A 20,139-nucleotide genomic window follows, 5' to 3' on the forward strand; every position below is an offset into this window, starting at 1 on the left:
TTGGACACGCAGAGCGCGAACAGGCCCCCGATTTATTCGCCTTGCCCCAGGCGCTCGAGAACCAATTGCGCCACTTCGGGCAATTGTGGATCAGAGGCCGCGCTTGCAATGGAATAGCGGGTTTGAATCTGATCGGCAGAAATCGGCACATCCTTAATCACACTGCTGCCTTCACCCGCAGGGCCAAAGGTGACAGAGTTCAGCGCAAAATACAGCGCACTTGAATTGCCTGCGCGCAGCACGGGCTCCTCATCCATGACGGGGACGGTATAACTATCGCCCGCATTCAACGTGCCCTCAAAAAGAACGGTGCCATCGGTCGTGGTGATCCTGATCCATGAGGGGCGCACAGCAAACAGGACGACCTCATCGCGCGGCTCTTGGGTCACGGGCGGATTGCTGGTTGAGGCGGTCGGTGCGGCCTCCCCCCCTCCTGCGGCGGCAATCGCGCGCGAGATATCATCGGGGCGCAAGACGGGGCTGTTATCGCGGGCAAAAGCCCCTGTGGTTGAGGGGTTCAAGGTGCTGATGGCGCGGTCACGCGGCACCAAGACCGGGGCCTCAAGCAAGGTGGGGCGATAAAGACGCTCCATCGCGGCACTGTCGCGCGTCTCTTCTCGGGCGGGCAGAGCGGGGCTTGCATCGGTCAAATCGCTGGTTGTGTTTTGCGGCAAGGGCAGCGGGTCAAGCGCTGTTAATGCAACGGGCGTATCAGCGACAGGTGCGAATTGAACGCGCTGAAAATCATTGAGCAAGACCCACGCGCCATAGCCCACGCCAAGCAAAACCACCGACAAGACAAAAAGCGAGCCAAGCGCGCCCGCCTCAAGTCGAGGGAGAAACCCGTCATCCGTGTCGTATAAAACATGGCGCTTTGAAAAGCGGCGGTCTTCTTGCAGGCCGCCCATCTGGCCTTTGGGCATTTCAATTTTCTGCGGTCTGCGCGCGGTGCGATCCACCTCGGGAGAGAACCCGCCGACCCCTGAAAACCCTGTTTCCTCGCAAAACCGCGAAAACACCCATTCAGGGTCAAGACCCAGATACCGCGCATATGACCGCACATAACCCGCGATAAACCCGCGCGAGGTAAAGACCGTTAAATCTGCGTTTTCGATAGCGGCGATATATGAGGCACGGATCCGCAAATCCGCCTCAACATCCTGTAGCGATTTACCCATGGTTGCGCGTTCACCGCGCATCAGATCGCCCAAAGGCACATCCATCAGCAATTCGCTGTGCAATTCTTCTGTTGATGCCCCCATCATCCCCGTCTCATCATGCCCCATTTGGCGCCCCGCTCAACCTGCCCTTGGATGCCGTTTCTGGCCAAAACTGCTTTTCCGTTGCCCATATATCACAAGGCCGATTCGTATCGGCCCCGTCATCCCCCAAAGACAGAATAGCATAAGCTAGGCTAGGTGATAAACTTATTGTGTATTAACCCGCCAACTCGGCACGATTCAGCGCACAATGGCTCCAGAGGCGATCCATGGCATGCACCAAAGCATCCATCATTTTGGGGTCATGCACAGGGCTTGGGGTAAAGCGTAACCGCTCTGTCCCGCGGGGAACAGTTGGGAAATTGATGGGCTGCACATAAATCCCGTGATCCCGCAAAAGCATATCCGAGATTTTCTTAGTATGAACAGGGTCACCTACGATCACAGGCACAATATGGCTGCCGTGATCAATGATAGGCAGCCCCATCCCCTTTAGGCGCAGTTTCAGAACTGCCGCGCGCTCTTGATGCAGATCCCGCAGGGCCTGATCCGTCTTAAGATGCGCAACCGAAGCGGCAGCGCCTGCTGCAACCACAGGTGGCAGTGATGTTGTAAAAATGAAACCCGGCGCATAGGAGCGCACAGCATCACACATTTTGGCCGATGCCGCGATATATCCGCCCATCACACCATAGGCTTTGCCAAGCGTGCCATTGATAATGTCGATACGATCCGACAAGCCCAGTTTTTGGGCCACCCCGCCCCCGCGTGGGCTATACATCCCCACCGCGTGAACCTCGTCCAAATAGGTCAAGGCGCCGAATTCCTCGGCCAATTCTACGATCCCCGAAATCGGGCCAAAATCGCCATCCATCGAATAGACCGATTCAAAGGCAATCAATTTTGGCGCAGCAGGATCATCTGCCGCCAGTTTGGCGCGCAAATCAGCAAGATCATTGTGTTTGAACACGCGCTTTACCCCGCCATTGCGGCGAATGCCCTCAATCATAGAGGCGTGGTTCAACTCATCCGAATAGATGATCAGACCCGGAAACAGCCGCGGCAGGGTCGAGAGGGTGGCATCATTGGCAATATAGGCAGAGGTGAACACAAGCGCCGCCTCTTTGTCGTGCAAATCGGCCAATTCCGCCTCAAGGCGTTTGTGATAGACAGTGCTGCCTGAAATGTTGCGCGTGCCGCCAGACCCTGCGCCTGTGGCGTCAAGCGCCTCGTGCATAGCGTTCAAAACGACAGGGTGTTGCCCCATGCCCAAATAATCATTGCCGCACCAGACCGTGATATCCTGCTGGCTGCCATCGGGCCGCGTCCAAGTTGCGTGCGGAAATTGTCCCTTGCGGCGTTCAATATCAATGAACGTGCGATAGCGACCCTCGTTGTGAAGGCTATCCAAGGCATGATTAAGGGCGTTGTTATAATACACACTCGTCTCCTTACATTTCCGCGCGCAGGCCGTGGTTTAAGGCATAACGGCCAGCGATGCGTGTCAGATAGTCCCTTCGCTGTTGAAAATCCAAGTAACAAATTGACGCGCGCCTGTATTTGATCTGGCGCAAATTTAGATTTGGTTGACATGCAAACACGCGCAAGCGCCCAAGATGTAGTGGTTTGCAAGGCCGTTTTTGGCTTTTCGCCGCGAGATAAAGCTGCCAATATAGGCAAAATCGTAAAGCAAAAATGTGATTGAGCAGAGCATGGCGGATGATCTTTTGGGCCAAGCGGCCTCGGAACAGGCCTATGACGCCTCATCTATTGAGGTGTTGGAAGGGTTGGAACCCGTCCGCAAGCGCCCGGGCATGTATATTGGCGGCACCGATGAACGCGCCTTGCACCATTTGGTGGCGGAAATCCTTGACAACTCGATGGACGAGGCTGTCGCGGGCCATGCCAATCGGATTGAGATTGAACTGGCCGCAGATTACACCGTCACAATCCGCGACAATGGCCGCGGGATGCCGATTGATCCGCATCCCAAATTCCCCGACAAATCCGCGCTTGAGGTGATTTTGTGCACCCTCCACGCGGGCGGTAAGTTTTCGGGCAAGGCCTATCAAACCTCGGGCGGTTTGCACGGGGTTGGGGCATCGGTCGTGAATGCGCTTTCCGATCATTTGCGGGTCGAGGTGGCCCGAAATCGCACGCTGTACGCGCAAGAATTCTCGCGCGGCCTGCCCCAAGGGGGATTGCAGAACCTTGGCGCGGCCCCCAATCGGCGCGGCACGCAAGTCAGCTTTCATGCCGATGAACAAATCTTTGGCAGCCATCGCTTTAAGCCTGCCCGCCTTTTCAAAATGGTGCGCTCTAAGGCCTATTTGTTTTCAGGCGTGGAAATTCGTTGGAAATCCGCAATTGATGACGGCGAAACCCCACAAGAGGCCACGTTCCATTTCCCGGGCGGCTTGGCTGATTATCTGGGCGAGGTTTTGGGAAATGCCGCGACCTATGCGCAAGCCCCCTTTGCGGGCAAGGTAGAGTTTCAAGAACGCTTCGGTGCGGCGGGTTCGGTCGAATGGGCGATTAATTGGACACCTGCGCGCGATGGGTTCATCCAATCTTATTGTAACACCGTTCCCACGCCTGAGGGCGGCACCCATGAGGCTGGTTTTTGGGCGGCGATCCTGAAGGGCATTCGCGCCTATGGCGAATTGGCGGGCAATCGCAAGGCCGCGAACATCACCCGCGAAGATCTGACTGCGGGCGGGTGTGCGCTGGTGTCATGCTTTATCGCCGAACCCGAATTTGTCGGGCAAACCAAAGACCGCCTCGCCACCACCGAAGCGGCGCGCATGGTCGAAGGGGCGGTGCGCGACCGCTTTGACAATTGGTTAGCCGCCGATACCAAATCGGCGGGTGCGATCCTCGATTTTCTGATCCTACGCGCCGAAGAACGCATGCGCCGCAGACAAGAAAAAGAAACACAGCGCAAATCCGCCACCAAGCGCCTGCGTCTGCCGGGCAAGTTGGTGGATTGTTCGGCCACGAACCGCGAAGGCACCGAATTGTTTATCGTGGAAGGCGACAGTGCGGGCGGGTCTGCCAAAATGGCCCGCGACCGCAAGACCCAAGCCCTGCTGCCTCTGCGTGGTAAAATTTTGAACGTGCTTGGTGCGGCCTCCTCCAAAATGGGCCAAAACCAAGAGATCAACGATCTGTGTCAGGCGCTGGGCGTGTCGATGGGCACGAAGTTCAATGTTGAAGATTTGCGTTATGACAAAATCATCATCATGACCGATGCGGATGTCGATGGGGCGCATATCGCCTCGCTCTTGATGACATTTTTCTTCACCCAGATGCGTCCGATGATTGATCAGGGTCATCTCTATCTCGCCTGCCCGCCCTTGTTCCGCCTGACCCAAGGCGCGCATCGGGTTTATGCCCTTGATGAGGCCGAGAAAGAGAGCTGGATGGCGCGTGGCTTAGGCGGGCGCGGCAAGATTGATGTGAGCCGATTTAAGGGTCTGGGCGAGATGGACGCCAAAGACCTAAAGGAAACCACGATGGATCCCGCCTCGCGCAAGTTGATCAGTGTCACAGTGGATGAGGACACGCCCGGCGAAACCGGGGATCTGGTGGAACGTTTGATGGGCAAAAAGCCCGAATTGCGGTTCCAATACATCCAAGATAATGCGCGCTTTGTTGAGGAATTGGACGTTTAACCCTGTCGAATATTAGCGCCGTTTGGGCGCTCACACCCCTTGCGCCTTTTCCTCAAGCAGCAGCCATTCTTCTTCGGCAGCCGCAAGTTTCGCCTGACGTTCGGCCAAGGCCTCGGTCGCTTTGGCGAATTTGACAGGCTCGCGCGTGTAGAGATCAGGGTCAGACAGCAATTCAGACAGCTTGCCCATTTCCGCCTCAAGCCGCGCAATCACCGATGGCAACTCATTGAGACGATGAGTTTCCGTGAAACTGAGACCCGCAGCGGGTTTTGCACCCGCATTTGACACCACCCGATCAGGGCCTGATTTTGCGGCAGGCGGTGCTTCGCGATCCTCCTGCGCCGCCCCAATCCGCGCGCCTTGGGCCAAGGCATCGCTCCATCCACCCGCATAGACCTGCGCACGGCCCTGCCCCTCAAGGACAACCGTGCTGGTGGCAACCCGATCCAGAAAATCGCGGTCATGGCTGACCAAAAGAACCGTGCCCGCATAGTCGCCAAGCAGGTCTTGCAGCAAATCCAATGTCTCGATATCCAGATCATTGGTCGGTTCGTCCAAGATCAAAAGATTGCTTTCGCGCGCCATGATTTTGGCAAGCATCAATCGCGCCCGCTCGCCACCCGAGAGGGAGCGCACAGGCGCGCGCGCTTGCGCCTCGTCAAACAGGAAATCTTTGAGATAGCCCATCACATGGCGAGGGCTGCCGCGCACCATGACCTGATCAGATGATCCATTCACCGCAATCTCACGATCTAAGGTCAGGCTGTCCCACAGACTGGCCTCGGGGTTCAACCCTGCGCGGTTTTGGTCAAACACCGCCATCTCAAGACCTTTGCCCAAGGTGACCTGCCCCGTGTCAGGCGCGAGTTGGCCCGTCAGGAGATTCAATAAGGTGGTTTTGCCTGCTCCATTAGGGCCGACAAACCCCACCCGATCCCCGCGCAAAATGCGAAGATCAAAAGGTTTGAGAATTTGCGTTTCTACAAAGGATTTTGAAATTCCCTTGGCCTCGATCACCTTGCGGCCAGATTGCGAGCCCTCCTCCAACACCATGGCGGCGGTGGATTGGCGGCGGATCATTGCAGCGCGTTCTGCGCGCAAATCGGCCAAAGCGCGCACACGGCCCTGATTGCGTTTGCGCCGTGCACTGATCCCCTCAACGGCCCAACGGGCCTCGGATTTGATTTTACGATCCAATTTGTGGCGCGCTGTGTCTTCCTCGTCCCAAACCTTATCGCGCCACGCCTCAAAGCTGGCAAAGCCTTGCTCATTGCGGCGCACCTGCCCGCGATCCACCCATAAGGTGGCGCGGGTCAAGGCGTTCAAAAACGCACGATCATGCGAGATCACGACAAAGGCTGTGCGGGTTTCTTCAAGCCGCGCCTCGAGCCATCCGATGGCCTCGATATCAAGATGGTTGGTGGGCTCGTCCAAGAGCATGATATCAGGCTCTTCGGCCAAAAGCCGTGCAAGGGCTGCGCGGCGGCGCTCCCCGCCAGACGCCTTGGCAGGATCAGCGTCAAGACGCAGCTTAAGACCATCGGCCAAGGCCTCGACCCGCCACGCTTCGCTTGGGCCAAGCGTGGCCGTGGCAAAATCACCCAATGTGGCAAAGCCCGTAAAATAAGGCTCTTGTTCCATATAGCCGACCGAGGTGCCTTGCGGGCTTGTGATGCTGCCTGTGTCAGGTTCGGTCAACCCCGCCATGACCTTCATCAAGGTCGATTTGCCCGACCCGTTGCGCCCAACAAGCGCCACGCGATCCCCCTGATGCACAACCAAATCCAACCCATCAAAAATAGGGTCACCGCCAAAGGTCAGTGAAATATCCGAAAGCTGCAAAAGCGAAGGGCGGGCCATGGGGGCTATCTTTCACGCAAGCCCGCCTGAACACGGCGGGCTTGTCTTTGGTCAATCACGAATGGCCCGAACAGCCGCCATCTGATCAGGTTCGCCAATCACAGCGCCATTTGGCCCAAGCCCACGCTTGATCTGATCGACAATCACCATCCCCGATGTGACCTCGCCCACAACGGTGTAATCCCCATTCAATTGGGGCACGGGGGCAAACATGATGAAGAATTGCGAATTGGCGCTGTCTGGGTTCGCGGCGCGGGCCATGCCGACCACGCCTCGCTCAAAGCTGATATCAGAAAACTCGGCAGGCAGGTCTGGATATTGGGATCCGCCCCGCCCTGCAAAGCGCATATCTTGTCCGATGCGGCCATATTCCACATCGCCCGTTTGTGCCATGAACCCATCAATCACTCGGTGAAACACCACGCCATCATAGGCGCCATCTTCGGCCAGTTGCAGCATCCGCGCCGTATGTTCTGGGGCGACATCCTCGAACAAGTCGATGACGATCGTGCCATTCGCCTCGCCCGCGATATCAATCTCTAGCCCCGCCCCAAAGGCAGGGCTTGCCAGAAGCAAGGCCATCGCTGCGCCAAGCTTACACATCTGCGGCCACCTTCACGCTGATCATTTTATCAGGGTTTGCGGGCGGCTCGCCGCGGGTGATCGCGTCAATATGCTCCATCCCTGCAATCACGCGGCCATAAACGGTGTATTGGCGATTGAGGAAATGGTTGTCGTTAAAATTGATAAAGAACTGGCTGTTTGCCGAATTGGGGTTGGAAGAGCGCGCTGCCCCTAATGTGCCGCGATCATGCGGGATGCCAGAAAATTCAGCAGGTAAATCAGGCTTGTCCGAACCGCCCGTTCCCGCCATGCGGATATTCGCGCCCTTGTCACCATTGCCATGTTCAACATCGCCCGTTTGCGCCATGAACCCGTCAATCACGCGGTGAAAGATCACGCCATCATAGGCGCCTTCACGCGCCAATTCCTTCATGCGCGCGCAATGCGCAGGCGCAATTTCGGGCAGCAATTCGATAGTGACAGTGCCGTCTTTCAGCTCCATCAGGATGGTGTTTTCGGGGTCTTTGATCTCGGCCATGCCTTTATTCCTTTTGCGGATATCTGACTTTGGCCCTGACCTATCAGGATGAGAATTTCGCGTCTAGCGCTTGATGCACAGCGGGCGGCACGAAATGGCTGACATCGCCCCCAAGCCGCGCGATTTCTTTGACCAGTTTTGAGGCAATCGCCTGATGCTCGGCCTCGGCCATCAAAAAGACAGTGTTGATCTCATCATCCAATTTGCGGTTCATGCCGACCATCTGGAATTCATATTCGAAATCAGCGACCGCACGCAGGCCACGGATGATAAGCCCCGCCCCAACCTCGCGCGCACAATCAATCAAAAGATTGTCGAAGGGATGTACAACAATCTCAATGCCCGTGGCGCGCGCCAGTTTCGCGCTTTCGGCCTCGACCATAGCCACCCGTTCCTCAAGGGTGAAAAGCGGGCCTTTATCGCGGTTGATCGCAACACCAATCACCAATCGATCAACCAATGTGGCCGCACGGCGGATAATATCGACATGGCCCAATGTGATTGGATCGAATGTGCCCGGATATAGGCCTGTGCGCATCTGCAAATCTCCCAACTTTGGCATATGCTGCCGCAATTACGGGGTCACGCAACATTATTGCGCCGCGAAACGCAAGCTAAAAGCAGCGCGCGAGAGCCTCCGCTTCAAGCCGCGCCACCTCGGCGCGCAGCCCCGCGGACAAAGCCTCAACCAAACGCCCCAACCTGTCAGAGCGCCGATCTTGCTCGTGGCGCACAAGATAAAAGGCCCGTTTCAGGCTGATGTCATCCTTCAGCACAATCCGCAATTCGGGCGCAAAAGGCAGTGCAAAATCATGCACAAAGCCAATCCCGCCCTGCCGCAGCATGTGCAATTGCACCGCGACAGAATTTGACGCCATCTGCACCCGTCCGCGCCCCAATAGCCCAAGATAGTCCAATTCTTTGTCGAAAATCATATCGGGAATATAGCCCACCACCGCGTAATCCCGCGCCTTGGCCAGATCATCAGGCGGCGTCAGATCGGCGCGCATTGCCAAATGCAAATGGTAATCGGTGATCTTTTGCACCAAAAGCCGCCCCGCATCGGGTGGGCTGACAGTAATCGCTAAATCCGCTTCGCGCTTGGATAGGTTGACAACCCGCGGCAGGGCCAGAATTTGGATATCGAGATCAGGGTTATCGGCGCGAATGGCCGCGCAGACCTGTGGCAGCAAATAATTGGCGCAGCCATCAGGTGCGCCGATCCGCACCGTGCCAGACAGCCCCGCCTGCCCCTGCCCGCCCGCAAGAGGAACGGCAAGGGCCGCCTCGGCAGCCTCGGCCGCGGGCAAAAGCTCCTCGCCTACGCTGCTCAGGACATAGCCTTGCGGGGATTTCACAAACAGCTCGGCCCCTAGCCGCGCCTCAAGCCGTGCAATACGCCGCCCGATTGTGGCCGCATCAAGCCGCAGGGTTTTCCCTGCCCCTGTCAGGCTTTCGGCCCGCGCAACGGCCAGAAAGACACGGATATCATCCCAATTCATCGCCCCATCCATTTTGCAAAAATGCAAGACTAATTTGGATTTCTTCCTCTTTTCCCGACAGGATTGCAAGTATAGAACAGCCACCAAGTGTAGATTTTCAACAAAAGGGTGGGATCATGGAACAGATCGGTCACTGGATTAACGGCGCGCATGTCGCGGGCACATCAGGCCGCACAGCGGATGTCTTTAACCCCGCAACAGGGGAAGTGCAGGCGCAGGTGGCATTGGCTTCGCAGGAAGAAATGGATCGCGCGATCGCCTCCGCCGCAGAGGCGCAAATTGCATGGGGCGCCACAAACCCACAACGCCGCGCGCGCGTGATGATGGAATTGGTGCGCCTTCTTAACCGCGATATGGACAAATTGGCCGAGGCCATCAGCCGCGAACATGGCAAGACCTTCCCAGATGCGAAAGGCGATGTTCAGCGCGGGCTGGAGGTGATCGAATTTTGTATCGGCGCACCGCATCTGCTGAAGGGCGAATTCACAGATGCCGCAGGCCCTGGCATTGACATGTATTCCATGCGCCAACCTTTGGGTGTTGTTGCAGGGATTACGCCGTTTAACTTTCCCGCCATGATCCCCTTGTGGAAATTGGGCCCTGCCTTGGCATCGGGCAACGCGATGATCCTCAAACCTTCGGAACGTGATCCGTCCTGCCCGATGATGTTGGGTGCGCTTCTGAAAGAGGCGGGTTTGCCTGATGGCGTGTTTCAAGTGATTAATGGCGATAAGGGTGCTGTGGATGCCATCTTGGACAGCGAGATCATTCAGGCCGTTGGCTTTGTTGGGTCGACCCCAATCGCGCAATATATCTATAGCCGCGCGGCCGAAAAAGGCAAACGTTGCCAATGCTTTGGCGGGGCGAAAAACCATATGATCATCATGCCCGATGCCGATATGGATCAGGCCGCTGACGCCTTGGTCGGCGCGGGTTATGGGGCGGCAGGCGAACGCTGCATGGCGATTTCCGTGGCCGTGCCAGTGGGTGACGAAACCGCAGATCGGTTGATCGAAAAACTTGTCCCTCGGATCGAGGCGCTGAAGGTCGGCCCCTATACCGCCGGCAATGATGTCGATTTCGGGCCCGTTGTGACCAAGGCCGCCAAGGAAAACATCCTGCGCCTTGTGCAAACAGGCGTGGATCAGGGCGCGGAATTGGTTGTCGATGGCCGTGATTTCAATCTGCAAGGCTATGAAAACGGGTTCTTTGTAGGCGCGCATCTTTTTGACCGCGTCACCCCCGACATGGACATCTATAAAACCGAGATTTTCGGCCCGGTCTTGTCGACTGTGCGCGCCGCGTCCTATGAAGAGGCTTTGGGTCTTGCGATGGATCACGAATACGGCAATGGCACCGCGATCTTTACCCGTGACGGCGATGCGGCGCGCGATTTTGCGTCCCGTGTGAATATCGGGATGGTTGGCATCAACGTGCCAATCCCCGTTCCCTTGGCCTATCACACCTTTGGCGGTTGGAAGCGGTCAGGTTTTGGCGATTTGAACCAGCACGGGCCAGATTCCTTCCGTTTCTACACCCGCACCAAGACCGTGACCTCGCGTTGGCCAAGCGGGATCAAGGAAGGGGCTGCGTTTAACTTCAAGGCCATGGATTGATCCTGCCGCGAAAATCACCAAACTCAACACAAGCCCCCGCGCAGACCTTGCGCGGGGGTTCGCTGTGACACTAGGGAGGGGGCCATGAGCGAGGCAGAGTTCCTCAATATCCGCAAAGACGGGCGCGCAGGCCGTATCACGCTGACGCGGCCACAGGCCCTGAATGCGCTCTCGCAATCCATGTGCGCGGAAATTGCCGCAACGATTGACGCATGGGCCGCGGATGAGACAGTCGAGATTGTGATCCTAGATGCAATAGGCGAGCGGGCCTTTTGTGCAGGCGGGGATATTGCCGAAATTTACGAGGCGGGTCGCGCGGGCGATATGGAAATTGGCGCGCGCTACTGGGCCGATGAATATCGCATGAACGCAAAGCTATTCCACTTCCCCCGCCCTGTGATCAGCTTCATGCAAGGCTATACGATGGGCGGCGGCGTTGGGTTGGGCTGTCACACCTCGCATCGTATCGTGGGCGACAGCAGCATTCTTGCCATGCCTGAGGTTGGAATCGGCCTTGTGCCAGATGTCGGCGGCACCTTGATCCTGAGCCGCGCCCAAGGTCGCTTGGGCGAATATCTGGGCGTCACGGGCGCGCGGATGACAGGGGCCGATGCGATTTACGCGGGCTTTGCTGATTATTATATTCCTGAGGCGGATTGGCCCACATTAATTACCCAGCTTTGCGAAAGCGCGGATTATGATTTGGTGGATCAGGCCGCCTCAGGCCACAGCTCCCCTGTTGCCCCGCTTGCCGCCCTGCAAGCCGAGATTGACCACCATTTTGGTGGCGAAACCCTGCGCGATATTCTCAATGCGTTGGAATTCTCTGACAGCGATTTTGCAAAATCCATCTTAGCCGAGATGGGCAAGAAATCACCCCTGTCGATGGCCTGCACGGTGGAACTGGTGCATCGTGCGCGCCTGCGCGACACAATCGAAAATGCGCTAGAGCAGGAATACCGCTTTACCTCGCGCGCAGTGGAAAAGGCCGATTTCCTAGAGGGTGTGCGCGCGCAGATCATCGACAAAGACCGCAACCCGAATTGGATGCATAGCAGCCCGCGCGATGTGCCGCCCGCGATGGTGGCATCGCTGCTCTTGCCATTGGGGCCACGGGCGCTGAAACTGGATTAAGCAGGAATAAGGGGCCAAACCATGCAGATCGCATTCATCGGATTGGGCAATATGGGTGCTCCCATGGCGCTTAATTTGCAAAACGCAGGTCACACGGTCACGGGGTTCGACACGGCTGCCGCACCTGACGGGATCTCCTGCGCCACATCGGCGGCGGAGGCCGCCCATGGGGCTGAAGTGGTGATCACCATGCTGCCCAATGGCATGATTGCACGCGCCGTGGCGGATGAAGTTTTGGCCGTTCTGCCACAGAGCGCGCTGGTGATTGATTGCTCAACCATTGAGGTTGACGCGGCCCGCGCAATTGCCGAGGCCGCCGCCGCGAAAAGGATCGGGTTTCTCGATGCGCCCGTCTCAGGGGGCGTTGGTGGGGCGGCAGCAGGCACGCTGACATTCATGGTCGGCGGGGATGAGGCGGATTTCACCCGCGCCGCGCCCCTGTTCGAGATCATGGGGCAAAAGGCCGTGCATTGCGGTGCAGCGGGAAATGGTCAGGCGGCAAAGATCTGCAACAATATGATCCTAGGGATCACTATGATTGGCACGTGCGAGGCTTTTGCGCTGGCCGATAAGCTGGGTCTTGAGCGGCACGCGATGTTTGATGTTGTCTCGACCTCATCGGGTGCCAGTTGGTCGATCAATGCCTATTGCCCTGCCCCCGGTGTTGGGCCGCAAAGCCCCGCTGATAACGGCTACAAGCCTGGATTTGCGGCGGAATTGATGCTGAAAGATCTGCGCCTGTCGCAGGATGCCGCAACTGCCGCGGATGCCGCCACCCCGCTTGGCGCATTGGCTGAGGCGATCTACACGCAATTTGTCGAAAACGAAGATGGGCGCGGCAAAGATTTCTCTGCCATGCTGCCACGTTTGGCCGCAATGGGCAGAAAAAGCACTTAATTTACAAAAATATTTCTCCGCCCTCTTGTGGCGGGGTTTTTTCTGCCCACATGATGTTAATGTAATTAACATTAACATCATGGCGCGGCTGCGCAGCAAAGGAGAAACGCATATGCAAAGCCAAACACTTATGCCCCCTGCCCCTGTTCAAGGTTGGTTCTCGCGGGCCGAGGCGTTTTTGGATCAACGTGGCAAACCTGCATGGATTGCAGCGATGGTTCTGGGGTTCATCCTATTTTGGCCCTTAGGTCTGGCCCTTTTGTTTTATATGATCTGGAGAAAAGACATGTTCAAAACCTGCAAAAAATCGCGCCATGCTCACATGGGTGGCAGCACAGGCAACAGCGCCTTTGACGCCTATAAGGCCGATACGCTTAAGCGCCTTGAGGATGAGCAGCGTGCTTTTGAAGGGTTTCTTGGACGTCTGAGCGAAGCCAAGGACAAAACCGAATTTGACGCCTTTATGAAAGAGCGTGATGCAAAAACAGGCGCCCCGGCCCCACAGGCCGAGTGATCCATAAATGCAACGCTTACCCCACCCTGCGCTTTTGGGCGGGGTATGGTTCTTCTCACCCTCCCTCGAAGCCATTAGGTTACACCCATCATGTCTCACCTGCCCGATCCTTACGTGCAAAGCGAATTTTATTCTTATGTCGCGCTAAAACGCTTTGGCGCTTGGGTGATTGATGTTCTGGTGATCACTGTGATCTTGCTGATTACAGGGATTTTCACAGTAGGGCTTGCGTGGTTTTTCTGGCCCGTATTCTTTGTGGCGCTTTCTTTTGTCTATCGGTGGTTCACCCTTGCCCGCCAATCCGCCACATGGGGGATGCGGATCATTGCGATTGAATTGCGCAATGCAACGGGCGCGCGGCTCAATAGTTTCGAGGCGATGATGCATACGTTTTTGTTCATGCTCGCCTCTGGCTTTGTTCTGCCGCAAACGATTTCTGCCCTCATGATGATTTTGGGCGCGCGCAAACAGGGTCTGCACGATCTTTTCTTAGGCACAGTCGCCATAAATCGCCCGCAATAAGCGCGCAGTTTTCGCGGCATGGTTGCAATTTACTTGCCCACGCCCCTACATTGAGGCAGGCTATATTCAAATTTTCGCGGCTGAGGATCCATGCGCCACACTTTACCGATTGCACCGCAATTCTATGTGACTGCACCTCAAACCTGCCCTTACCTTCCAAATCGGCGGGAACGAAAGCTTTTTACCGCACTACAGGGCGATCATGCGACTGAATTGAACGATAGCCTATCAAAGCAAGGCTTTCGCCGCTCGCAAAATGTGCTCTATCGCCCCGCTTGCGCTGATTGCACCGCCTGTCTCTCTGCGCGGATCAGGGTGGCGGATTTTGTGCCAAGCAAAAGCCAAAAACGCACCAAAAAGCGCAATCTGGGGATGACCCGCAATGCCCGTGCCCCTTGGGCCACGGAAGAGCAATTCACCCTCTTTCGCCGCTATCTAGATGCGCGCCACGCCGATGGCGGCATGGCTGATATGGATGTGTTCGAATTTGCCGCGATGATTGAGGAAACACCCGTGCGCTCGCGCGTGGTGGAATATCGCGATGCGGGCAAGGATGCGGGATTAGCGGCGGTCTGCCTGACCGATATCCTCGATGACGGGCTCAGCCTTGTCTATTCCTTCTTTGATCCTGATTTGGATCACCGATCCCTTGGCACGCATATGATCTTGGATCATATCGATCTCGCACGCGAGGCAGGGCTGCCCTATGTCTATCTCGGCTATTGGGTGCCAGGGTCGGATAAAATGGCCTATAAGGCGCGGTTCTCAGCCCTTGAAATATATGTTTATGGCGCGTGGCAGGAGATCGGCAATCCTGATGAATATTCCAACCAGACGCACCCTTTGTCGGTTGATCCGATTGCGCAACAAGTGGCGCAGATTTCCTTACCCGACTTGATGGCTCCGCAGACAACGAAATCTTCGCAGGACACGCCCTGAGGCCCATCTGGTTCACATCAGTATAAGCACCAAACGAAAACGGCCCCCCAAATTGGGGGGCCGCGCTTTTTCATGCACCCTGTTCTCTGCCTTTAATTGTTAGGCAGAAGGTCAGGCACGATGGTCACGATATCAGGGAACAACCACAACAGGCCCAGTCCCAGAACTTGGATTAACACGAAGGGAACCACGCCACGATAGATGTTGCGTGTGGTCACGCTGGCAGGGGCCACCCCGCGCAGATAGAACAACGCAAACCCAAAGGGCGGTGTCAGGAACGAGGTCTGCAGGTTGACCGCGATCATAATGGTCACCCATTTCGGATCCAATGTACCGCCATAAATCACAGGCCCCACGATTGGGATCACGATGTAGATGATCTCGAGAAAATCGAGAACAAAGCCCAAGACAAACAAGATCAGCATCACCAAGAGGAACACGACCGTCTCGTTATCGAAGGCGCGCAGGAATTGTTGGATGTAATGCTCGCCCCCAAAGGAGATCAGAACAAGGTTCAACAACTGCGATCCGATAAGAATGGTGAACACCATCGATGTCACTTTCGCCGTTTCCCGCACCACAGGCGTCAGAACGCTGCGGCGATAGAGAACATAGCAGCTGTAAAGCAGCCCGCCGAAGGCGAAGTGATAGGCAAATTGCGCTATGAAATAGGCAATCCAATCTTGCAGCGGCACCTCAGAACGGCTGATGCGCAGATCAAAATTGACACCCACCAAGATCAGGATGACCAGCGCGAAAGATGCCCAGATTACGATCTTTGATTTCTTGTCTTCTTCGCTCAGTTTACGATGCGCGGCGAGCATGATCGCCCCTGCCGCACCCAAAGCCGCCGCAGGTGTTGGGTTGGAAATACCGCCAAGGATAGATCCCAAAACCGCAACGATCAGAACCAGCGGCGGGAACACCACCCGCAACAGTTCGTTTTGCGACATCCGCATCATAGCAATCCGACAGCCATAAATGGTGAGGGCAAACGGAAGCGCGAGATAGATCCAAGCCGCACCTGAACTGGTCGCGGGCGTGATGAACAGCACATCCACCGCAAACGCCAAGGCCACGCCGATACCACCGATAAGCAACGGGCGCGCGTGTTCATTTGGCGCAACACCGCGTGCCGTGGTCAGGATCAATGCCAAGAGGATAAAGATTGTAGCCACGCCAGATCCGATCGGTGCTGCATTGGCAATCGCCGCCTCGCGAGCCGCAACCATTTCCTCCTCGGACAATTCGCGGGTTTCACCTGTTGCACCTGATGCTGCAATATCGGCCGTCTCAACCACGGCTTGATCCCACGCCTCTTGACCATGCAGCTCAATCATCGCCGCTTGGCAGCTTTCGCTCACATTCGTGCGCAGGCTAGCGGAACGGCTGTTGTTTTCCATGTTGGAAACAAAGATCGACTGGCTGCCAATCACACCGCTACTTGCCCCAAGAACCACCGCAAAGATAAGGGCGGCAGGCGCAGCCAAGAACCATGTCAGCGCCTCATTGCGGGTGATCGGGCTGGCATTGGTCGACCCCATCTGAACCGCAGGCGCCTTGCTTGGATTAAACAAGGCAAAGCCGAAGGCATAGGCGGCATATAGGAACGCCAGGAAGATACCTGGCAAAATCGCGGCTTGGAACAATGTGCCAACGGAAAGAACGGCAGGCTCGCCCAGATAGGTCAGCGCATCGGTACAGCCCGCCACTTGGGCACGGGTTTCTTGGCCCGTAGCATAGAGGTCACCCACCAATGTGCCCAGAAGAACAATCACGATAGAGGGCGGGATAATCTGGCCCAAAGTGCCAGAGGCCGCAATCACACCCGTTGCCAGTTCGGGCGAGTAGTTGTTGCGCAACATTGTTGGCAGCGCCAAGAGGCCCATGGTCACCACAGTCGCCCCAACGATCCCCGTGGAGGCCGCAAGGAACGCACCCACAATCACGATGGACACCGCCAAGCCACCGGGCAGCGGGCCAAAGACGCGCGCCATAGTTGTCAGCAGGTCATCGGCGATCTTAGACCGCTCAAGCGTGATCCCCATCAAAACAAACATCAAAACAGCCAAAAGCGTTTCGATAGACTGACCCGCGATCACACGTTCGTTCATGCGGTTCACGATGAAGGAAATGTTGCGATCCATAGCCATTTCCCACCCGCCGGGGAAGAGATGTTCCTCAAGCCGCGGCAATTCGGGGTATCGGAAGACCGAGATAGCTTCGCGAGAAATCCCACTGTCAACTAGGGCGCGATACTGATCAGAGGCCGTATCAATCGCTTGGTGGATCAACAATCCCGCAGAGTCGAGCGCAGCAATAACCGCAAAGGATATTATCCCCGCGCCGCCAATAGCAAAGGCAACGGGGAAGCCTGTCATGATCCCGCCAAACAACGTCAGGAACACGATAATCAGACCGATTTCAATTCCATCCAATCCAAAAATCATTTTGTTTTCTTTCCTTCAAGCACGTCTAGCGTGGATCTTAATGGCCCGCTGCATGCAAGGCTTGGGTCTCTGCATCTTGCGGATCAAGGTCACGATACTTATCAGTACTTTCTTCGCCCTCGACATATTCGAGAAAGGCGCGCCAGAACACCGCCATTGCATGGATGAAAACCATGACGCAGAAGGCGACCAATAAGACCTTAAAGATGAAATAGGCGTTGAAACCGTTAGGGCTAAAGCCGATGGTTTCCACGTTCCACCGCAACACACGCGCTTGCATGATCATGCGATCCAACTCGCTTGAGGCGGCAGGATTTGGCACCACAAGGTGACGCCACATAAAAAACCATGCATATAGATAAGTCAGAACGGTTGTGGGCAGCATAAAGAACAGCGCCCCACCCATGTCGATAATGCGCTTTGCGCGGTGCCTCATGCCTGAGTAAAAAAGGTCAACGCGCACATGCCCGCCCTGCACAAAGGTGTAAGACACGCAAAGGCACACAATCATAGCATTGTACAGCTTCAGCTCTTCCGCAAACCATGACAAATCCTGCGTGAAGCTTATACCAAGCGGCCCAAGCTCAAGACCGGGGACCTGAAAAATTCGTTGCAGGAATACGATCATTACCTGCTGCAGCACCATTATCAAGCCTACCCATGCAACTGTGCGGCCAACGCCATTGGCAATAGCCTCAAATGCGCGCACCATCACCCATAGCATTTGGCGCTTCCAGATCGCACCAATAAGGGTAATGACCAAAAAGGCGGTGAAAACGACGAAGAAAAACTCCACCGATGCACCATAGTAGATGAACCGCACGAGGGACTCGTTATTGCTCCAATCTAACCATGACCCAGGGCTCATGAGCGCAATTGCCAGATTGTAGGGGGCCATCGCAAAATTTGTGAAGACCCAGACAATGAAATCAATCATATGACTATCCTTGCAGAAACGGGCGTTGCCTTAACAGGATCTCATGCACCGCTACACGCAGATAACTGCAGGCGCTCGGTGCTACGTGGGTCCCGCTTTGAGGGGCGGCTTTGGGGAGATGTAAAAACTCCTCCCCCGTTTGCACGGGAGAGGAGCCAAAGCTCAGGCGATTAGCCCGCGTTTACACGGTTACGCTGGCGCATATATTCGCCATCCGCAATATCGAACCAACCTACCGACTCTTTCATCGCTGCAAAGTAGCTTTCTGCGATCTGAGCGTAGATAGGATCTCCCATGTTCTCTTCGCGCACTTCAGCAGCTGCAGCGCCAAATGCGTTCCAAACGTCATCAGGGAAAGATCTTGTTTGGATACCGCCAGCGCGGAGTCTTTCAAGTGCAGCGCCATTTTCTTGTAGCGTCATCGAAAGCGACTTAGAGTTTGTTGCCGCACACGCTGCATCGACTACTTGTTTTTGTGCAGACGTAAAGCTTTCGTAAACATCCAAGTTGAATGACAAGGTCAATGCAGACCCTGGCTCATGGAAACCTGAGGTGTAGTAGATAGAGGTCGCTTCCTGGAAGCCCATGCGCTCATCCGCGAACGGACCAATCCACTCTGCGCCGTCAATCTGACCAGAGGCAAGCGCCTGATAGATTTCACCGCCTGGAATGTTCTGAACGGATGCACCCAAGCGGCCAAGAACCTGACCACCCTGACCGGGCATGCGGAAGCGCAAACCCTGAAGGTCATCTGCGGAGTTGATTTCTTTGTTGAACCAACCACCTGGCTGCATTGCAGTGTTACCACAGGTGAAAGACTTCAGGTTAAAGAGACCTGCAAGCTCATTATGCTGCTCGTGACCACCACGGTTGTAGTACCAGTTCGCAAATTCTTGACCCGTCATGCCGAAAGGCACCGATGTAAAGAATGCAAACCCAGGGTGCTGGTTCAAGAAGTAGTAATCAGCCGAGTGATACATATCAGCCTGACCAGAGGACACGGCGTCAAACACTTCGAACGCGCCAACAAGGCTGCCTGCAGGCATCTTGTTGATGGTCAGCTGACCATCGGTCATAGCAGTGATATAGTCTGCCGCCATCTGTGCCGCATCATCAAAGATCGCGAAACCATCAGGAACCGAAGTTACCAATGTCAGCGTACGATTGCCCTGAGCGTAAAGTGGTGCGGCCAAAGTCGAAGCTGCGGCTGCTGTCCCCCCAAGGGCAGACGTTCTCAAGAAAGAACGACGATCCATAGTATTCCTCCCATTCGGACACTGCCGCATTGGTGCGACAGTTTTTCGTTTCAAGGTTCTGCCACGCTACAGCAACAAAATTGCGCCGCAAACCAATTTCCGCGCCCGAAGCCCCGATTTTGTAAAATTTTTTTACCAAAAGAGCCATTTTCCCTAAAATATATCGCAAATTATGACCTAATTTTAGAATAGGTGAATGGATTTTACGCAAGCGATCAACTTAAGGTTACAATTGAGCGCGGCGCACTCGCCATGATCTGCGCCCTCGCTCCGAATCTTTTCAAACGCAAGGGTACCTGCAGTTTCACCGATCTTGCCCCCCAAAACGCACAGTCCTATCACAGAGCAAAAGCGGCCAATCATCCCCAAGGTTGGATGGTCAAATTCAGAAAACCATCCATTAGGGCCATTCTGGGATATAAAATTGCGTATTTTCGCCACCAAAAGACAGTTTATTTAATTTCTACCCTGCAAACGCTGTTGACCTCCCCCCCGCGGATACCTAATGTCGCCCCG

At 55.7% G+C, this 20,139-nt stretch carries 17 protein-coding genes; 7 read left to right on the plus strand and 10 right to left on the minus strand.

The features are described 5' to 3' along the window. Positions 1-32: 32 nt before the first annotated feature. Positions 33-1,286, minus strand: coding sequence for a helix-turn-helix domain-containing protein (locus AAC622_RS05880; protein ID WP_340260812.1), 1,254 nt, complete (start codon positions 1,284-1,286; stop codon positions 33-35). A gap of 151 nt (positions 1,287-1,437) precedes the next feature. After that, on the minus strand, positions 1,438-2,661 hold the full coding sequence (gene hemA, locus AAC622_RS05885; RefSeq protein WP_340260815.1) for a 5-aminolevulinate synthase: 1,224 nt from the start codon (positions 2,659-2,661) through the stop codon (positions 1,438-1,440). A gap of 271 nt (positions 2,662-2,932) precedes the next feature. Here hemA and parE point away from each other — a divergent pair, with 271 nt between their 5' ends. Beyond that, entirely contained in the window at positions 2,933-4,894 is a 1,962-nt protein-coding gene (gene parE / locus AAC622_RS05890; protein WP_340260816.1) for a DNA topoisomerase IV subunit B, read from the plus strand. Positions 4,895-4,924: 30 nt separating this feature from the next. On the opposite strand, the gene AAC622_RS05895 is transcribed toward parE, so the two are convergent. From AAC622_RS05895 to AAC622_RS05915, 5 genes are all read right to left on the minus strand, one after another. Continuing rightward, on the minus strand, positions 4,925-6,754 hold the full coding sequence (locus AAC622_RS05895; protein WP_340260817.1) for an ABC-F family ATP-binding cassette domain-containing protein: 1,830 nt from the start codon (positions 6,752-6,754) through the stop codon (positions 4,925-4,927). Between the two features lie 51 nt (positions 6,755-6,805). Next, positions 6,806-7,357: a peptidylprolyl isomerase gene (locus AAC622_RS05900; RefSeq protein ID WP_340260818.1), complete on the minus strand. Its 552-nt coding sequence runs from the start codon at positions 7,355-7,357 to the stop codon at positions 6,806-6,808. Further along, entirely contained in the window at positions 7,350-7,856 is a 507-nt protein-coding gene (locus AAC622_RS05905) for a peptidylprolyl isomerase (protein WP_340260819.1), read from the minus strand. The genes AAC622_RS05900 and AAC622_RS05905 overlap by 8 nt, the downstream gene beginning before the upstream one ends. Before the next feature lie 43 nt (positions 7,857-7,899). Next, positions 7,900-8,394 carry a pantetheine-phosphate adenylyltransferase gene (gene coaD, locus AAC622_RS05910; protein ID WP_340261464.1) on the minus strand — a complete coding sequence of 165 codons (495 nt, stop codon included), beginning with the start codon at positions 8,392-8,394 and terminating at the stop codon, positions 7,900-7,902. A gap of 76 nt (positions 8,395-8,470) precedes the next feature. Then, complete coding sequence (locus AAC622_RS05915) at positions 8,471-9,358, minus strand: LysR family transcriptional regulator (RefSeq protein WP_340260821.1); 888 nt, start codon at positions 9,356-9,358, stop codon at positions 8,471-8,473. Positions 9,359-9,474: 116 nt separating this feature from the next. Here AAC622_RS05915 and AAC622_RS05920 point away from each other — a divergent pair, with 116 nt between their 5' ends. The 6 genes from AAC622_RS05920 (at position 9,475) to AAC622_RS05945 (ending at position 14,980) form a co-directional block, all read left to right on the plus strand. Further along, positions 9,475-10,974: a CoA-acylating methylmalonate-semialdehyde dehydrogenase gene (locus tag AAC622_RS05920; RefSeq protein ID WP_340260823.1), complete on the plus strand. Its 1,500-nt coding sequence runs from the start codon at positions 9,475-9,477 to the stop codon at positions 10,972-10,974. Between the two features lie 84 nt (positions 10,975-11,058). Further along, positions 11,059-12,108, plus strand: a complete 1,050-nt coding sequence (locus AAC622_RS05925) for an enoyl-CoA hydratase/isomerase family protein (protein ID WP_340260825.1) — start codon at positions 11,059-11,061, stop codon at positions 12,106-12,108. Positions 12,109-12,129: 21 nt separating this feature from the next. Next, on the plus strand, positions 12,130-13,005 hold the full coding sequence (mmsB, locus tag AAC622_RS05930) for a 3-hydroxyisobutyrate dehydrogenase (RefSeq protein WP_340260826.1): 876 nt from the start codon (positions 12,130-12,132) through the stop codon (positions 13,003-13,005). A gap of 130 nt (positions 13,006-13,135) precedes the next feature. Beyond that, complete coding sequence (locus AAC622_RS05935; RefSeq protein WP_445322616.1) at positions 13,136-13,519, plus strand: DUF2852 domain-containing protein; 384 nt, start codon at positions 13,136-13,138, stop codon at positions 13,517-13,519. A 90-nt stretch (positions 13,520-13,609) separates the two neighbouring features. Beyond that, positions 13,610-14,041, plus strand: coding sequence for an RDD family protein (locus tag AAC622_RS05940; protein WP_340260829.1), 432 nt, complete (start codon positions 13,610-13,612; stop codon positions 14,039-14,041). A gap of 90 nt (positions 14,042-14,131) precedes the next feature. Continuing rightward, positions 14,132-14,980, plus strand: coding sequence for an arginyltransferase (locus AAC622_RS05945; RefSeq protein WP_340260830.1), 849 nt, complete (start codon positions 14,132-14,134; stop codon positions 14,978-14,980). A gap of 92 nt (positions 14,981-15,072) precedes the next feature. Here the strand turns inward: AAC622_RS05945 and AAC622_RS05950 are convergent, their stop codons facing one another. The 3 genes from AAC622_RS05950 to AAC622_RS05960 all read right to left on the minus strand — a co-directional run bounded on the left by AAC622_RS05950 (position 15,073) and on the right by AAC622_RS05960 (position 19,623). Continuing rightward, the gene (locus tag AAC622_RS05950) at positions 15,073-17,430 is read right to left on the minus strand and encodes a TRAP transporter large permease (protein WP_340251555.1); all 2,358 of its coding nucleotides are present in this window, start codon (positions 17,428-17,430) and stop codon (positions 15,073-15,075) included. 37 nt (positions 17,431-17,467) lie between these two features. After that, positions 17,468-18,367: a TRAP transporter small permease subunit gene (locus AAC622_RS05955; protein ID WP_340251558.1), complete on the minus strand. Its 900-nt coding sequence runs from the start codon at positions 18,365-18,367 to the stop codon at positions 17,468-17,470. 170 nt (positions 18,368-18,537) lie between these two features. Continuing rightward, the gene (locus AAC622_RS05960; RefSeq protein WP_340260832.1) at positions 18,538-19,623 is read right to left on the minus strand and encodes a TRAP transporter substrate-binding protein; all 1,086 of its coding nucleotides are present in this window, start codon (positions 19,621-19,623) and stop codon (positions 18,538-18,540) included. Positions 19,624-20,139 lie beyond the last annotated feature (516 nt).

Source organism: Roseobacter sp. HKCCA0882 (genome assembly GCF_037805225.1).
Lineage (GTDB): Bacteria > Pseudomonadota > Alphaproteobacteria > Rhodobacterales > Rhodobacteraceae > M30B80.

Bases quoted from the DNA above. Each gene is read 5' to 3' on its own strand.
- AAC622_RS05880 (WP_340260812.1), bottom strand. From the start codon at position 1,286: ATGGGGCATGATGAGACGGGGATGATGGGGGCATCAACAGAAGAATTG.
- parE (WP_340260816.1), top strand. From the start codon at position 2,933: ATGGCGGATGATCTTTTGGGCCAAGCGGCCTCGGAACAGGCCTATGAC.
- AAC622_RS05895 (WP_340260817.1), bottom strand. From the start codon at position 6,754: ATGGCCCGCCCTTCGCTTTTGCAGCTTTCGGATATTTCACTGACCTTT.
- AAC622_RS05900 (WP_340260818.1), bottom strand. From the start codon at position 7,357: ATGTGTAAGCTTGGCGCAGCGATGGCCTTGCTTCTGGCAAGCCCTGCC.
- AAC622_RS05905 (WP_340260819.1), bottom strand. From the start codon at position 7,856: ATGGCCGAGATCAAAGACCCCGAAAACACCATCCTGATGGAGCTGAAA.
- coaD (WP_340261464.1), bottom strand. From the start codon at position 8,394: ATGCGCACAGGCCTATATCCGGGCACATTCGATCCAATCACATTGGGC.
- AAC622_RS05915 (WP_340260821.1), bottom strand. From the start codon at position 9,358: ATGAATTGGGATGATATCCGTGTCTTTCTGGCCGTTGCGCGGGCCGAA.
- AAC622_RS05920 (WP_340260823.1), top strand. From the start codon at position 9,475: ATGGAACAGATCGGTCACTGGATTAACGGCGCGCATGTCGCGGGCACA.
- AAC622_RS05925 (WP_340260825.1), top strand. From the start codon at position 11,059: ATGAGCGAGGCAGAGTTCCTCAATATCCGCAAAGACGGGCGCGCAGGC.
- mmsB (WP_340260826.1), top strand. From the start codon at position 12,130: ATGCAGATCGCATTCATCGGATTGGGCAATATGGGTGCTCCCATGGCG.
- AAC622_RS05935 (WP_445322616.1), top strand. From the start codon at position 13,136: ATGCCCCCTGCCCCTGTTCAAGGTTGGTTCTCGCGGGCCGAGGCGTTT.
- AAC622_RS05940 (WP_340260829.1), top strand. From the start codon at position 13,610: ATGTCTCACCTGCCCGATCCTTACGTGCAAAGCGAATTTTATTCTTAT.
- AAC622_RS05945 (WP_340260830.1), top strand. From the start codon at position 14,132: ATGCGCCACACTTTACCGATTGCACCGCAATTCTATGTGACTGCACCT.
- AAC622_RS05950 (WP_340251555.1), bottom strand. From the start codon at position 17,430: ATGATTTTTGGATTGGATGGAATTGAAATCGGTCTGATTATCGTGTTC.
- AAC622_RS05955 (WP_340251558.1), bottom strand. From the start codon at position 18,367: ATGATTGATTTCATTGTCTGGGTCTTCACAAATTTTGCGATGGCCCCC.
- AAC622_RS05960 (WP_340260832.1), bottom strand. From the start codon at position 19,623: ATGGATCGTCGTTCTTTCTTGAGAACGTCTGCCCTTGGGGGGACAGCA.